Consider the following 15030-nt stretch of genomic DNA (forward strand, 5'->3'; position numbering starts at 1 on the left):
ACTCCCGTCTCCTTCGGATTCGCCTCACAGCGGGAACCAGGACCTTTCTTGCTGGTCACGAGTTGGGTACGGCACTCCCGGGCACAGCTGCCTCGGATTCCTTCGCTGATTCGCGGACCGCGGCGGCGACCTCCGGGGCGACATCGGGGTCGAACACCGACGGAACGACGTAACTGCTGTTGAGCTCCGAGCTCGCCACGGAATCGGCGATGGCCCGTGCCGCGGCGAGCATCGTGCCGAGCGTGATGTCCCTGGACCCCGCGTCCAGTAATCCGCGGAACAGGCCGGGAAAGGCCAGCACGTTGTTGATCTGGTTCGGGTAGTCGGAACGACCTGTGGCCACCACGGCGGCGTGCTCGCGCGCCGCCAGCGGATCGACTTCCGGGTCCGGGTTGGCGAGCGCGAACACGATGGCGTCCTCGGCCATCCGCGCGATGTCTTCGCCCCCGAGCAGGTCCGGCCCCGAGACGCCGATGAACACGTCGGCTCCCACCAACATCTCGCGCAACGGTCCCGAACGGCGATCCTGGTTGGTGTTGTCGGCGATCCACTGGCGCGACGGATCCAGGCCTTCCTGTTCCCGATGGATCGCACCGACACGCGAGCAGGCGACGATGTCCTGGACCCCTTGGGCCAGCAACAGGGAGACGATCGCGTGACCGGCGGCCCCGGCCCCGCTCACCACCACCCGCACGTCGCCGATCTCCTTGCCGACCACTCGCAGCGCGTTGGTCAGCGCCGCGAGCACGACGATCGCGGTTCCGTGCTGATCATCGTGGAACACCGGAATGTCGAGCTCATCCCGCAATCGCCGCTCGACCTCGAAGCAGCGCGGAGCGGCGATGTCCTCCAGGTTGATGCCGCCGTACGCGGGCGCCATCGCCTTGACGATGCCGATGATCTGCTCGGTGTCCTGGGTGTCGAGGCACACCGGCCATGCGTCGACCCCTGCGAACTGCTTGAACAACACCGCCTTGCCTTCCATGACCGGCAAGGCCGCAGCCGGGCCGGTGTTACCCAGTCCGAGCACGGCGGATCCATCGGTGACCACCGCAACGGTGTTGCGCTTGAGCGTGAGGCGGCGCACGTCCTCGGGGTTCTCGACGATGGCCTTGCAGATCCTCGCGACACCTGGCGTGTAAGCCCGCGAGAGGTCGTCGCGGTGCTTCATCGACACCTTCGGGGCCACCTCGAGCTTGCCGCCGAGGTGCATGAGGAAGGTGCGGTCGCTGACTTCGCGAACCCGCATACCGGAGACCGCGTCCAGCGCCTTCTCGATCTGCTGCGCGTGGCCGCTGTCGATGGCATCGCACGTGACATCGACGACGAGGTGATCGGCGTTCGACTCCACCACGTCGAGCGCGGTCAGCGCGCCTTCCGCAGCGTGCACGGCGGCTACCAGGCCACTCGTGGCATCGGCGGACGCCGGCCCCTCGACTCGGACGGTGATCGCACATCCCGGACTCGGTGACGCCATGAACCTTCCTCCTTCGCCGGATTTCGCAGAGCGGACTTTAGAGTCTGCTGTGCGGAAAATCAACCCGGGGGCGGTGCTGTCAGTCACACCGAACTCGCTAGTAGGATTCCGTTCTCCGAAATGTCGAGCGCAGGAGTCCAGCAGCATGGCCACCAATGAGCCCGCATCCAGCGGCGCGAAACAGCCGCAGGCGGGGAACGTGCGGTCTATCGGTCGCGCATTCGCCCTGCTCGAGACCATGGCGCAAAACGGCGGCGTGATGGGCCTCTCGCAGCTCGCGGCGGAGTCCGGGCTGCCCATGCCCACCATCCATCGCGTGGTTCGGACCCTCGTCGAACTCGGATACCTCCGCCAGGAATCCAACCGCCAGTACGTGCTAGCACCCCGGTTGATCCGCCTCGGGGAGAGCGCCTCCGGCACCCTCAGCATCTGGGCCCGGCCGCATCTGGAATCCCTCGTGGACGCGCTCGGCGAATCGGTCAACCTCGCGATGCTCGACGGCGACCAGATCGTTTACGTCGCCCAGGCCGAGTCCCGGCAGTCGATGCGGATGTTCACCGAAGTGGGCCGCAGAGTATTGCCGCACTGCACCGCCGTGGGCAAAGCGATCATGGCCGGTATGCCGGAGCACCGGGTAACAGAGATCTTGCAGCGCACCGGGATGCGGCCGTACACCGAATCGACCATCTCCCACCCGGACGACTTCCTCAAAGCGCTGTCCAAGAGCGCCGATCGCGGTCACGCCTTGGACGAAGGTGAACAGGAGGTCGGCGTGCGCTGCGTCGCCGTGGCCGTACCGGAAACCCCCACGCGCCTGGCCATGTCCGTCTCCGGTCCCGCCACCCGGATGACCCAAGAGGTCGTCGAGCGCGCGATTCCCTTGCTCACGCGGGCCTGCGCTGACCTCGCCGACGATCTGAACTGATCGCGCGCATCCCCTGCCGCGCCGGACGTCACTCCACCGCGTCCTCGACGTTCGCGGGCCGCGGTTCGGTTCACAACTCCTCGACCCAGCCCCACTCCGTCGCCCCGTCGCCCCAACCCCTTCGTCACCCTGCACTGTCGTAGCGCGGCACTACAGTTCGGGCAGGCGCCTGCCTGCGGCGGGCGTGGTGGACCGGGTCGCGACCGAGGGGCGCTGAGGACCTTGCAGGACGTCGCAGTCGAAGCCGCGCGTTTCGTCGTGGCCCATGCCGAAGAGCCGATCAAACTCGCCGACGTCGCCGACCACGTCGGCTACAGCCCCTTCCACTTGGCCAGGTCGTTCGAGCAGCGGATCGGCGTGCCGCCGGGACAGTTCCTGGCCGCCCACCGGTTCCAACACGCCAAGGAACTGATCCTCGGGGGGAACGACCGGATCATCGACATCTGCTTCGCGGTCGGGTTCACCTCACTCGGCACGTTCACCCGGCGGTTCGCCGCCGACGTCGGCATCAGCCCCACCGAGTTCCGCAGGCTTCCGGACGCCCTCGCCGACGCACCACCCCGGCCCGTGCACGTACCCGGCAGAGCACGAGGGGGTGGCGTCGTCACCGGAACCGTCCATCTCAGCCCGGGGGCGCAGCTCGCCCTCGGCTGCTCCCCGGCGATCTATGTCGGCTTGTTCCCGCGCCGGTCCGCTCGCGGACTCCCGGCAGCCGGATCGCTGCTCGACGAATCCGGCGAGTTCGCGCTGCACGGCGCCCCACCAGGTGACTACTGGCTTCTGGCATCCGCTCTTCCCGCGGACGCGCGGAGTCAGCTGGTTCCCACCGAAGAGGTGCTCGGCTCCTCCCCGTGGCCGGTGCACGTGTCCGCGCCGACCGTTCAGCACCACCGCGAGGTGTACCTCGACATCGCGGCCGACTGGATGGCGCCGGTACTGGTCGCGCTGCCCCCACTCGCGTCACCGATCGCGCAAGATCGGAGAAGACACGCGTCGGCCCCCGCTCTAGATTGATGGACGACGGCACGTTCAGCGCGGAAATCCCGGGTCCGCACAGCTCCAGGGGGTAGGCATGAGTGGTGTTCGAGTCCTCGTCGGCACCCGCAAGGGCGCGTTCATCTTGACCGCGGACGGCAAGCGGGAGACGTGGGAGATCAGTGGCCCGCATTTCGGGGGCTGGGAGGTCTATCACCTCAAGGGGTCACCCGCCGATCCGAACCGCCTGTACGTCTCGCAGTCGCTCGGTTGGTTCGGCCAGGTGATCCAACGCTCCGACGATGGCGGCAGCACGTGGGAACCGGTGGGCAACCGGTTCTCCTACGAAGGTGTTCCCGGCACGCACCAGTGGTACGACGGCACGCAGCATCCGTGGGAGTTCGAACGGGTGTGGCACCTGGAGCCGTCCCCGGACGATCCGGACATGGTGTACGCGGGCGTCGAGGACGCCGCGCTGTTCCGCACCATCGACGGCGGACAGACGTGGCAGGAGCTACCGAAGTTGCGGCAGCACGAGTCCGCACCCGGCTGGCAACCGGGCGCCGGCGGGATGTGCCTGCACACGGTCCTCCAGGACCCGGCCGATCCGGATCGGATCTACACGGCCATCTCGGCCGCCGGTGCTTTCCGTAGCGACGACGCGGGCAAGAGCTGGCAGCCCATCAACCACGGTCTTCGCTCGGACGGCATCCCCGCGGAGACCGCCGAGGTCGGCCACTGCGTCCACCGCATGACGGTCCATCCCGCACGACCCGAAGTGCTGTTCATGCAAAAGCACTGGGACGTCATGCGCAGCGACAATGGCGGAGATTCCTGGTACGAGATCAGCGGTGACCTGCCCAGCGACTTCGGTTTCCCGATCGACGTGCACGCGCATGAGCCCGACACCGTCTACGTCGTTCCGATCAAGAGCGACTCGGAGCACTACCCACCCGAAGGCAAACTCCGCGTGTACCGCAGTCGCACCGGCGGAAACGAGTGGGAACCGCTGACCAACGGCCTGCCGCAGAGCCATTGCTACGTCAACGTGCTGCGGGATGCGATGTCCGTGGACTCGCTCGACGAGTCCGGCGTCTACTTCGGCACCACCGGCGGACAGGTGTACGCGTCGGCCGATTCCGGAAACAACTGGGAGCCCATCGTCCGTGACCTCCCCGCCGTTCTCTCCGTCGAAGTGCAAACCCTGCCTTGAGTTTCTCCCCCGCCTTGCGGGGTCGCTGATTGGAATTCAAATGGTCCGAGTCGCACTTCCCGCACACCTGCGGACGCTGGCGAAGGTCTCCGAGCGAGAAGTCGAAATTCACGTCGACGGCGACCCGACCCAGGACACCGTCCTGGACGCCCTCGAAGCCAGATTTCCGATGCTGCACGGCACGATCCGGGATCCGGACACGAAGCGACGCCGAGCGTTCGTCCGGTTCTTCGCTTCTCAGCAGGACCTGTCCCATGAATCCCCGGACGCACCACTGCCGCACGAGGTCGCGACGGGCGACGAACCGTTCCTCGTCGTCGGCGCGATGGCGGGCGGTTGAGGCAGGACGGCCCCGCCACCTGTCCCGGACTCGATCCACCGGGAAAACGTGGTTGATCACCGCCGTCGCGAGAGCTAGTCGCGAACTCCGCCGATTCGCCTACCGCAGCATATCGTCGGAAAGTCCGACGCTTGTTCGTTGGAGGTGCTCTCAAATGGCCGAGCAGAGCCGGAAGGAGTCCAGTACGGCGGCGTGGACGCTGCGACTACTGACCGCGTCGCCGACCCGGAACAGCTGAAACCTGCCGTCCTCATTGCGCAGTCGGTCCTGTGGAGAGCGGTTGAGCAACTTCGTGTAGTCGATCTCGCCGTCATTCGTCGAGTGGGGTTTGATCCGATCGTAGAGCTCGACGTTGGGCAAGGTTCCGTGCTCGACGACGACATGATCGACCCGGTTCTTCCAACGCCTCACGATGCGCCTGCGGATGTTCATCGCGGTCCTGCAAATCCGCTACGTCGAGGCGGGAGACCTCATCGCCCGAGAGGACGCGGCGATCTTCGAGGCACTTCACGACGGCGACGGCAACGAGGCCGCGCGCCGCTGGCGTGTGAAGATCGAACGCTCCGTCCGCTACATGGTCACCCAACTTCCCCAGGGTCACTTCGACCCCGGCCTCTGGCTCACCATCGCCGGTAAACCCAGCCCGCGCCCCGGCGACCCCGCAAAGCGTCTCCGCTGACAACGCTGCTCAGGCGCCGCGTATCCCAGAGCCCCGCTCACGATGCACTTGACCCCGGCCGGCCGCGGATGCGTGACCTGCCCAGGCGGGTGCGAAGCAGGAATACATCTAGGGGCCGCGGTGCGGCCTTCAGGTGCCCGGTCCACGTCTCGGTCGGGATAACCACGGCTCGGGACGATGCGGTCTCGCCGTTTTCGAGTCGTTAATTCAGCAACGGCTGGTGGAGGCCACTGGCCCACCGGATCGGGATTCTTGATCCACGAGAAACAAGCCGTTCTGAGGGCTCGGGTTCGCACGCGAACCGGAGCGACACCGCGCAGGGCCTGCTTCTGCGGGCAGGCGCGACTGAGGTGCACCGCAGCAGCGTGGTAGGGCCGCCATCAGTGACGATGTGCCGATTACGTCGTTTCAGATTCGACCACCACCAATGCGTAAGCGAACTTTTGATTCAGAAGGACTCCAGCCTCGAGTGAGGCGGTCCAGGCATTGTTCGTAGCACGAGCTGTTCGCATACTTCGACGCTAGCCGGAGGCCATACCGCCGGCCCTCGCAAGGCAAATCGCGAACCTGCTCCGACCGCCCCAACCTCGCAACTCGATGACACGAGCACACATCACACAGTCAACAGGGCGCACGGCTGCCTGACATCGCGCACAAACGTAGTCGCCGATCTCCGCGGTCGGGCCCCGGCCGCGCCGCTCCGTAGCGCCATCAACAAGGGAAAGAAGGGGACTCATGATCGTGCGTGACCTCGTCGTCGTCGGTGGTGGCCCTGCTGGCGTGGGCACCGCTTACCAGCTGCGCGATTCCGGACTGGACGTGAAGGTCGTCGAGGAACAACCTGATCCGGGCGGGCGGACCAAGAGCCTCCGACTCCCCGGTGGCATGGCCAACACAGGCGCGCTCTTCGCCTATCGCGGCACGCCGAGCGAAGAACTCGTCGCCGAACTTGGACTCGACGCCGTGCCTTTCGAACCGACCACGTACGGCATTTCGGTTGACGGCCGCACATCGATCGGCGCGAGCAACGCCGATGTCGTCAACGGCTTGCCGCTCCCCGCTGACGATCGTGAAGCGTTGCTGGCGACCCTCGATCGAGCGGTCGCGGAGTACCGCGACACCACGCGGGGCGGTCGTTTCACCCCGCAGGCCGACCACCTCGATGGGGAAACGGTGGCACAGCGATTCCGCTCGTTGCCCGCAGGAGCGCGGAAGGTGCTCGAGACAGCCGTGCGCGGCGGATCCGTGGGCGACACGGAAAACCTGAGCGCGCGCTATGCCCTCCGGTACTTTGCCAGCTACCCGGCCCACGAGCAGGAAAACCGACTGTTTGTTCTGAACGGCATGCAGGCGCTCACGACCGGTATGGCCGCACGTCTCGCACCGGGGACGCTCGACCTTTCCACCCGGGTCACGAAGGTGACGTTCGACAACACCACGGGTGTTTATGCCATCGCTGCTACGGGCCCCGCGGGGGACGTCGAGTACCGCGCTCGCCAGGTGTTGCTCGCAGTGCCCGCTCCACTCGTCGCCCCTCTGGTCGGCGACCTTCCGACGTGGAAGCGCGAGGCTCTGGCACGCGCGAAAACGCCGGGCAGCACGACCATGGTCGTGGCCGCGGACGTCCGCGGCCTCGAACACCACCGCGATTGGGCTTTCGTCACCACCGTCGGAAGCCGGTTCGACTGCATCATCAACCCGACCCCAGGCCGGATCAAATCCCGCGACGAGCCGGACATCGTCCACTTCGTCTGCTTCGGCAACTCGGCGGGGTACCAACCCGACTTGCCGGGAAACCGAGAACGAGAGGCGGAATGGCTGGCGGACTTCGTCGCTGTGGCCCCCGATCTACGTGATCGGATCGTCGGAACACACGTCCAGACCTGGGAGCACTGCTTCGCTCTGTTGAGCCCCGAGCGCGCAGCCGTGGTCGACGAGCTCCAGCAGCCGGTCGGTGCCATGCACTTCGCCGGTGACTGGACTTCGCCATCTGCCGGGACGCACGGTGCTCTAGGCGAAGCCAAACGGATCGCTGACGCAGTGAGCGCCATGGCAGTTGTCGCCGAACGGTGAGGCGTCAGCGCCCACGCCCGGTCACGCGGTCCAACCGCAGATCCGACGAAGCACCGTTTCCATCGTCCGCGCTTCGCTGGACAGCGTTCCTCGAATCCTCGAGAGCGGCTTCTGGACCAGCCATGCAGGCACCCGCCACCACCCCGTCCCCGACGCCACCGCACCCGATGACGGCAACGGAAGCTCGGGGGCCGACCTCGCCGGTGTTGACCGCAGCGCCTACCCCGGCCATCACGCCGCAGCCGAGCAATCCAACCACGGACGGCCGAGCAGCCGGATCCGAACAGGTTCGGTTCTCGAACGTCAGGAGGATGACGCAGGAGATCATCGACGCAGCAATCGCTGCAGCAGGGCTGACCGGTAGGTGGCTCGCGGCGGACTTCCGCGTGACGTAGTCGTGGCTCGGGTATCGACGGGTCCGAGCCACGACTGTTGAGCTTCGTTCAAAAAGGCAACCGAGGGCATCCCCGTTGCGATACCTTCGAAGATCAGACAGAGCGCATCGTCGGCAGCGAAGCCGCGGAGTCCTAGTATGAGTGTTCCACCCGAGCCGGAAAGCGAGCAGCATCCCGAAACGCTGCACAACGAGTTCCACGGCACGGGCGCCAGCGTGCAAGCACACCAGGTCAGCGGCGGGGTGCACTTCCACGGGCCACAGCGTCGTTTTCGCCGGCCGGGCGTCTGGGGTGCTGTCGCGGTTGCCGTCGTCCTGGTCGCCGCAGCCGGTATCTGGGTGCGGACGAGCACGCCGGATCGGAGTCCGTTGAGCATCCAGGTTCGGGACGGGCCAGGGTGCGCGGGGTCGGGCCGGTGGGTCTTTCCCGACAACTTCGAGCTCGCCGATCTGCCGCCCCGTGAGGGACTGAACAACGCTTCCGCGTATCAACTCGGCGCGTCCACAGCATCCGGGTTCCGAGCCGAGTTCACCGTGCACGGCAACTCGCAGGATGGGGCTGTGGTGCTGCAGGACCTCAGGGTCAAGGTTCTCTCCCGGGAACCCGCCCCCACCCGTGGAACCGTGGTTTCCACCTGCCCGGGCGCCGGTGATCTGATGCGGCGATCCTTCCTGATCGACCTGGACCGTCCGCAACCGCAAGCCGTTCCCCGGAGGGGGGACAAGTACGAACCGGGGGACGATTTGGACCCCACCCCGGAGTTTCCGTACCGGGTCTCATCCACCGACCCAGAGGTCTTCGAGATCGTGGCGACCACCAAGGAATGCGCCTGTCGCTGGCATCTCGAACTCGACTGGGCCTCACCCGAGGGATCAGGCACGGAAATCATCAAAGTCGGTGACGAACCATTCCGGAGCAGCGCCGTAACGGGCGGACTCGCGAGCTACGACCACTCCCTGTGGGGCGACGACTAACGCTTGCGGCAACCGAGGGAGTTGGGAGATGACGCACCGGCATGTGTCCCCTACGTTGCTGGCAGGTGTGTTGCTGGCAAGCCTGCTGGTGACAATCGGCTGCGGATTCACCGGCGACCCGCCGGGAACGCGGTGCGAGGAACGAGTTCGAACAGCCGCGGGAATTCAGGAGAGCGTCTACATCGTTTCAGAGAACGTCGAGTGTGAGAACGCGGTGCGGGTGATGGACGATTACTACCGTACTCTGGAACGCGGCGAAGGACCGGGGGCGGGTGGTCGTGGCCCCGTCTCGGTCGGCGCTTGGACTTGCTCACATGGTCCCGTCACGAATCCAGGAACGACTTGTTCCACTGAGGACGGTCGTGTGATCGAGGGCGAAACGCAGAAATAGGTGGGGAATTCGCTCGTGCAGCTGCTATGTCGATCGCAGCGAAACCTGTGCACCACGGAAGGCCGCGCACAGCGAGCGACCCACGAAGCGGACGGCTTCTCAAGGGTCATCCTGGCCTCGGCGGGGATGTCTTTCGTCGGGGCTTGCGTTGTTGAGGCTGTGGAGCAAGTACATGCCACGCCCCGCATTGCTGATGAGATCGCGCCATGACCAGGATGTCAGGGGCAACCGTTCTCGTGTCGGGATGCTAGCGCGTCCGATGCCGGCAAGTACGGCGCCGAGTAGCAAGAAGAAGATCAACGTTGCCAAGGTGCTTTCCTTCCAGGAGTCTGACGGGAATAGGTCAGCGGGTGATGGCCACAGGATTCAGCGCCGCCATCGCGTAACCAGTAGAGCTGCTCCCGGAGAGACAGGGAGGAGGCGTCGAGTCGGCGTGCGGCAAGGCGTTTCACCCTTGCGGCCGTGCGGCATCGGGCTCAATCGTCTCTGCCGATTGGTAGTGCTCGACGGTGGGGAACGGATCATAGAAGTCGTGGAGGAGTCGCTTCCATTCCTGGTAGTCGGATGATCGACGAAATCCTTCGGTGTGGTCTGCGAGGTCGCGCCATCGGACGAGCAGCAAGTAGCGGTTCGGTGTCTCAAAGCAGCGTTGGAGTCCGAGCCCCGAGAACCCTGGCATATCGGCGATGATGTGCTTCGCTTCGCTGAAGGTGGCTTCGAACTCGGTTTCCTGACCGGGACGAACGTTGAGCACAGCGGATTCGAGAACCATGACTCTTCTGCAGGTATTCGAAAGTCGGTCCGGCAGTGCCGACTGATCCGGTGCTATGACTCTGGCCCCAGGCCTGACAGTGCATGATCAATCAGCTCGTCGATGTAGGCGAGTGCGCGAGTAAGGCGTTCGTTGCGATGGCCGAGTCCATCGTGGACGGCAGCTCCTTCCAGACCAGGAAGATGAGTTCCGCGAATCAGCGTCGATCGCGCGGACGTGGTGGTGGTCTCCTCCTCGCGCATCTCGTGATCCTGGTAGGTAGACCAGTCTACCTACCAGGATCACGGCAACGGGAGGCTCAACAAGCGGCAAGGCAGGGGAAATTCTCTCGCACCAGCTGCGGGCGTGCCCGGCCGGTTGCTCGCTGCGCTTTTCCCAGTGGAAGTCCGGGCGGCGCGCTGGAGCCCGCCGAATGCCGACCTCTTCACTGGGGCGGCGGACCCCTTCGTGTTTGGCACCCGGCCGCCGTCGTGGTCGGAGAAAGCGAGGGCAGCTCTGCCTCGTACCACCATCCCCGTCAGTGCAGGGCAGATTTTCGCCTCTGCCTGCTCCGCCTCGGCGCGGTGGCAGCGGAGCAGCACCACCCCAGCGTCGTGACCGCGCTCAGGCCAACTCGGGATGACCGAACAAGGGTGCATAACCGCTCGGAAGATCGCTGATTAGCTGGTTGAGCTCCCCGCCGGAGATGCCCTCGGCAAGCGTGCTCAGCACCGCACTGGTATCCCACCGAGCGGTTTCGATGCTGGCCGTGCCCAGCCGGGTGGCGACCTCCCGCAGGAACTCCTCGACACCGACCTGCTTACCTGCGCTGTCGGCCTGCACCTGCAGGGCTGCTCGCCGCTGAGATATTCGCGGTACTTTACTGCCGCCCCCAGACATCCAGCTGCGGTGGCGGTGGTTCCGGTCCGACCCCGGTCTTCATCCAGCGCACCCGGTCCAGGTGCGTATGCAAAAGCTCAGCGGTCGCTCGCAGCTCACCTCGCTCCAAAAGCCCCAGCAACTGCTTACTGGCCTTGCCTCACGAGCGCGCTGCGGACGAGGGCTTCAAGCTTGTCGCGATCGGGTTCCTCTTCCCTGAGAACCACTTGCATTTGCAGTCCGCATGTCAGGGTGCCGAGCATGCAGCCGGTTACCCCATCGGTGCGGGCGATCAGCGGTTCGGCGAATGCGTCGTCCCACCCGGCTGCGGTGGAACGGAGATTGGGGCGATTCAGCGCGACCGTGTAAAGGTTGTGCTCGGCGATAGTGTAATCACGTTGCTCGGTTGTAGAGGTCACGACGAAGTCTGCTAGTGCGGTGGGCAGGTCGGCATCCGGGAGAAGCTTCTGCTCCCATTCCCGTAACTGGGCCACACTATGGTGCACGGCCTCATCCATAGCTGCCTCGACGAGCTGGTCGAGACCTGTGAAGTAATAGGTCGTGGAGCCCAGGGGAACATTGGCGGCTTCGGCCACCCTGCGATGGGTGAGCGCTTCGATGCCGTGTTCGGCGATCACCGTGATGGCGGCGCGTACGATCCGGGCGGGTCGACCGGGGTCCTTCTGCCCAGGTCCTCGCTTGCGTGTAACCGCGCTGTCCGTCGACATGCCTGGTCTCCTCTTTGCGCCTAGATCAACTAGATTTCCAACTTCTGGACGCTCGTGTCAAGTTCCGATGCCGGCACAGCGGCTCTCCTGCTGCGCCGCCCGAACTGGCCATCATCCCAGAAACGCGGTTGATCGTGACCGCCGAAACGCGAGCGCATATCGTCCGCACTGGACGAGCAAACATGCGCTCGGGCCGCTTCATGGGCCGCGCCCAGCAGCTCGTCGCTGAGCTGCCCTGGACCGTTTTCGATGGTGGTCCCCGTTCCGTCGCGGTGCTCCTGCGTTGTGCTCGCGCGCCACATCGTTGACCGACGACGGCCGGGGTGATTCACGAGTGCGGACCATCGTGTGGAAGGCTCGCCAGCGGCCGCGAAGGTCGCTGGTCGCGCTCGGGAACGAGGAGGTCGTAGCACCGTTGGACTCCGTGCCCGAAGGTGGCGCTGCGCGGAAGTGGCTGCTGACAGCTGCCGAACGCGGCAACCCGGCAACGGAACTCGATCGTCGAGAGGCGGACGACGCCGCTTGGTCCGTCGAGAATCAGGTGCAGCTCCTGGTGGACGGACAAGAGTATTTTCACCTCTTGCGAGCGGAACTCGCCGATACCACCGCTGGGGACCAAGTCTACGTCTCCGCGTTCATCGGCGATCCGGCTCAACGGCTCGAGGCGTCCCAACCATCGATCGGCGCCGAGTGCGCGCGGGCCCTCGATGCCGGCGTCATCGTCCGTGGGCTCTTCTGGTGCCCGTACCTGGACGTGCGCAAAGACTTCGTCCCGCAGAACAGGAGCTTCGTCGACCTGCTGGACCGCCTCGGCGGCTTCGCGGTGCTGGACCAGCGGATACGGGCTTTCGGGTCCCACCACCAGAAGTTCGTCGTGATTCGTCGGCCCGGACGCCCCGATTCCGATGTCGCGCTGATCGGAGGTATCGATCCGTGCCCGAGCCGGCGCGACGACTCTCGCCATCAAGGCGATCCTCAGGTGCTGCCCTCGATAGCCGGAATCTACGGTTCGCGACCGGCGTGGCACGATGCGCACCTCGTAGTGCGCGGGCCGGCCGTGGCCGCGGTCGAACACTGTTTCCGAGAGCGGTGGCACGACACGACGTCCTCACGGCGCCAGCCGTTCCACCGGATCCGCCAGAAGCTTCGTACCAACAAGCGTGGACGGGTTGCACTTCCGAACCAGCTCCCGGCGCCACATCCCTGCGGTTCGCACGCGGTACAACTGTTGCGCACCTATCCGAGCAAGATCCCGCGATATCCGTTCGCGCCACGCGGGGAGATGAGCGTCGCCCGTGGCTACGTCAAAGCACTCCGCAACGCCCGCAGGTTCATCTACGTCGAGGATCAGTTTCTGTGGTCGCCGATGGTTGCGGAGATCTTCGCCGACGCCTTGCGCCGGGAGCCGGCACTGCGCATGGTCGCCGTGCTGCCCAGCAGGCCCGACAAGGCGGGCAAGGTGCATGTCGCGACAAGCGACGTGGCACACCGGAAAGCCCTGGATCTGCTGTACGCGGCTGGGGGCGATCGCGTGGACGTCTACGAACTGGAGAACACCGAAGGACTACCGATCTACGTGCATTCGAAGGTGTGCGTCGTCGACGACGTCTGGGCCACGGTGGGTTCGGCCAATCTCAACCGCAGATCGTGGACGTATGATTCCGAGCTCACAGCCGCGGTCGTCGAGGAGTCGTGCCCTGACGGCTCGCGTTCGCACGGATTCGCCAAAGACATGCGGTTGCGCCTTTTGCGGGAGCACCTGGGTCGGGAGGCGGACGAAGACGAAGACCTCGTCGATCCGGAACAGGCAACTGAGGTCTTGCGCGGGTCGGCGACCGCTCTGGAAAAGTGGCACACCAGCGGACGGGCGTCCACCCGGCCGCCAGGACAACTACGCTTCCACACCCGGCCACGGGTCTCGAGACTGACCCGAGCGTGGGCCGGTCCACTCGGGCGGGTGGTGATGGACCCGGACGGGCAACCACCATGGCGACGCGGCCGCGAACGGTGGTAGGGGCGGATCGCGCGCCCACCCGAACGGCCCTTGGCTGCCAAGTTTTCAGCCGCCCGAGCAGGACCCAGGAACCGGTGGCTCGGCACCATGCATTCCCGGGGTCCTGGTTCCCTGCTTGCGGTGAGCTCTACACGAAGTCAGGGCCGCACAAGGATCTTCACGTGCTGGTCCTTGTTGTTGACGAGCTCCTCGAATCCTCCCTGGACCACGTCTTCCAGATCGATTCGAGCGGTGATCAGCTGGCTCGCGTCGATCCTGCCGTCCTGCACCGCGGCCAGCACGGCGGGAAAGTCGTGCGCATAGGCCAAACTTGAGGTCAACACGACCTCGGTGAACACCAAGTCGTTCATCTGCAGCTCGGTGGGCTGTTCCCAGATGGCGACGTTGCACACCACGCCGTGCCGACGGGTGGAGTGCACTGCTGTCTCCAGTGTCGGCTTCTTGCCGGTGCATTCGAACGCCGCGTCCACACCTCCGCCGGTGATTTCGTCGATCTTGACAGCGACGTCGTCCTCCTGCGGATCGAGCACGAGATCCGCACCGAACTGCTCTGCCTTCTTCTTGCGGGCATCAGCCATCTCGCTGACCGCCACCCACCGGGCACCTGCCGCCTTGAGCGCGAGCACGGTGACCAGACCGATCGGTCCGGCCCCGACCACGAGCGCGGTCTGGCCAGCCCGGAAGTTCGCCTGCTGAACCGCGTGCCAACCCACTGCGATCGGCTCGATCAGCGCGCCGGTCTCGGTACTCATTCCGTCCGGAAGGCGGTGCACCATGAACTCGGGGACGACCGTGTGCTCGGAGAGGCCGCCCCCACCACCGCTGAGACCGTGGAACCCGACGTTGTCACACACGTTGTAGAGACCGCGTTGACAAGCGTTGCACGTGTTGTCTCGGACCAGTGGTTCCACGGCGACGTTGTCGTCGCGGGAAACCCGCGTGACTTCCTCACCGCATTCGACAACTTGTCCGGAAAACTCGTGTCCCAGCACCACCGGGGCGCTCTCACCCGTGACGGCATGCGGTGCGTCCTGAGTGGGCACGAAGATCGGTCCGGCGGTGTACTCGTGGAGGTCGGTGCCGCACAAACCGCACCACTCGACCTTCAGCTTCACCTCGCCAGGACCGACGGTCGGCTCGTCGAGATCCTCAACTCGCAGATCACCTTGCGCGTGGAAACGCACAGCCTTCATCAACAGATCCTCTCGCGGGGATG

The 15030-nt window shown here is 65.5% G+C and carries 14 protein-coding genes; 8 read left to right on the plus strand and 6 right to left on the minus strand.

Annotated features, from left to right (window positions below; all coding sequences use genetic code 11):
- Positions 1-55: 55 nt before the first annotated feature.
- Positions 56-1477: a malic enzyme-like NAD(P)-binding protein gene (locus ACYVAN_RS15395; RefSeq protein ID WP_460960133.1), complete on the minus strand. Its 1422-nt coding sequence runs from the start codon at positions 1475-1477 to the stop codon at positions 56-58.
- 145 nt (positions 1478-1622) lie between these two features.
- Between ACYVAN_RS15395 and ACYVAN_RS15400 the strand changes: the two genes are divergently transcribed.
- The 4 genes from ACYVAN_RS15400 (at position 1623) to ACYVAN_RS15415 (ending at position 4930) form a co-directional block, all read left to right on the plus strand.
- Positions 1623-2402 carry an IclR family transcriptional regulator gene (locus ACYVAN_RS15400; protein ID WP_460960135.1) on the plus strand — a complete coding sequence of 260 codons (780 nt, stop codon included), beginning with the start codon at positions 1623-1625 and terminating at the stop codon, positions 2400-2402.
- Between the two features lie 222 nt (positions 2403-2624).
- On the plus strand, positions 2625-3416 hold the full coding sequence (locus ACYVAN_RS15405; RefSeq protein WP_460960137.1) for a helix-turn-helix transcriptional regulator: 792 nt from the start codon (positions 2625-2627) through the stop codon (positions 3414-3416).
- Between the two features lie 58 nt (positions 3417-3474).
- A complete protein-coding gene (locus ACYVAN_RS15410; RefSeq protein ID WP_460960139.1) occupies positions 3475-4590 on the plus strand; it encodes a WD40/YVTN/BNR-like repeat-containing protein in 1116 nt (371 codons plus the stop codon).
- 40 nt (positions 4591-4630) lie between these two features.
- The gene (locus ACYVAN_RS15415; RefSeq protein ID WP_460960140.1) at positions 4631-4930 is read left to right on the plus strand and encodes a MoaD/ThiS family protein; all 300 of its coding nucleotides are present in this window, start codon (positions 4631-4633) and stop codon (positions 4928-4930) included.
- Between the two features lie 150 nt (positions 4931-5080).
- Here the strand turns inward: ACYVAN_RS15415 and ACYVAN_RS15420 are convergent, their stop codons facing one another.
- Positions 5081-5341, minus strand: coding sequence for a hypothetical protein (locus ACYVAN_RS15420; protein ID WP_460960142.1), 261 nt, complete (start codon positions 5339-5341; stop codon positions 5081-5083).
- Between the two features lies 1 nt (position 5342).
- Between ACYVAN_RS15420 and ACYVAN_RS15425 the strand changes: the two genes are divergently transcribed.
- The 3 genes from ACYVAN_RS15425 (at position 5343) to ACYVAN_RS15435 (ending at position 9051) form a co-directional block, all read left to right on the plus strand.
- Positions 5343-5609, plus strand: a complete 267-nt coding sequence (locus ACYVAN_RS15425; protein WP_460960144.1) for a hypothetical protein — start codon at positions 5343-5345, stop codon at positions 5607-5609.
- A gap of 735 nt (positions 5610-6344) precedes the next feature.
- Entirely contained in the window at positions 6345-7682 is a 1338-nt protein-coding gene (locus tag ACYVAN_RS15430; protein ID WP_460960146.1) for a flavin monoamine oxidase family protein, read from the plus strand.
- Positions 7683-8214: 532 nt separating this feature from the next.
- The gene (locus ACYVAN_RS15435) at positions 8215-9051 is read left to right on the plus strand and encodes a hypothetical protein (RefSeq protein WP_460960148.1); all 837 of its coding nucleotides are present in this window, start codon (positions 8215-8217) and stop codon (positions 9049-9051) included.
- Between the two features lie 839 nt (positions 9052-9890).
- Here the strand turns inward: ACYVAN_RS15435 and ACYVAN_RS15440 are convergent.
- From ACYVAN_RS15440 to ACYVAN_RS15450, 3 genes are all read right to left on the minus strand, one after another.
- Positions 9891-10214: an antibiotic biosynthesis monooxygenase family protein gene (locus ACYVAN_RS15440; protein WP_460960150.1), complete on the minus strand. Its 324-nt coding sequence runs from the start codon at positions 10212-10214 to the stop codon at positions 9891-9893.
- A gap of 603 nt (positions 10215-10817) precedes the next feature.
- Positions 10818-11036 carry a DUF2267 domain-containing protein gene (locus tag ACYVAN_RS15445; protein ID WP_460960152.1) on the minus strand — a complete coding sequence of 73 codons (219 nt, stop codon included), beginning with the start codon at positions 11034-11036 and terminating at the stop codon, positions 10818-10820.
- 182 nt (positions 11037-11218) lie between these two features.
- Positions 11219-11800: a TetR/AcrR family transcriptional regulator gene (locus ACYVAN_RS15450; RefSeq protein ID WP_460960154.1), complete on the minus strand. Its 582-nt coding sequence runs from the start codon at positions 11798-11800 to the stop codon at positions 11219-11221.
- A 334-nt stretch (positions 11801-12134) separates the two neighbouring features.
- On the opposite strand from ACYVAN_RS15450, the gene ACYVAN_RS15455 reads away from it, so the two are divergent.
- Positions 12135-13814 (plus strand): phospholipase D family protein, encoded by a 1680-nt coding sequence (locus ACYVAN_RS15455; protein ID WP_460960156.1) that lies wholly within the window; start codon positions 12135-12137, stop codon positions 13812-13814.
- A gap of 137 nt (positions 13815-13951) precedes the next feature.
- On the opposite strand, the gene ACYVAN_RS15460 is transcribed toward ACYVAN_RS15455, so the two are convergent.
- Entirely contained in the window at positions 13952-15007 is a 1056-nt protein-coding gene (locus ACYVAN_RS15460; protein ID WP_460960158.1) for a 2,3-butanediol dehydrogenase, read from the minus strand.
- Positions 15008-15030: the final 23 nt, after the last annotated feature.

The organism is Parasphingorhabdus pacifica (assembly GCF_054779195.1).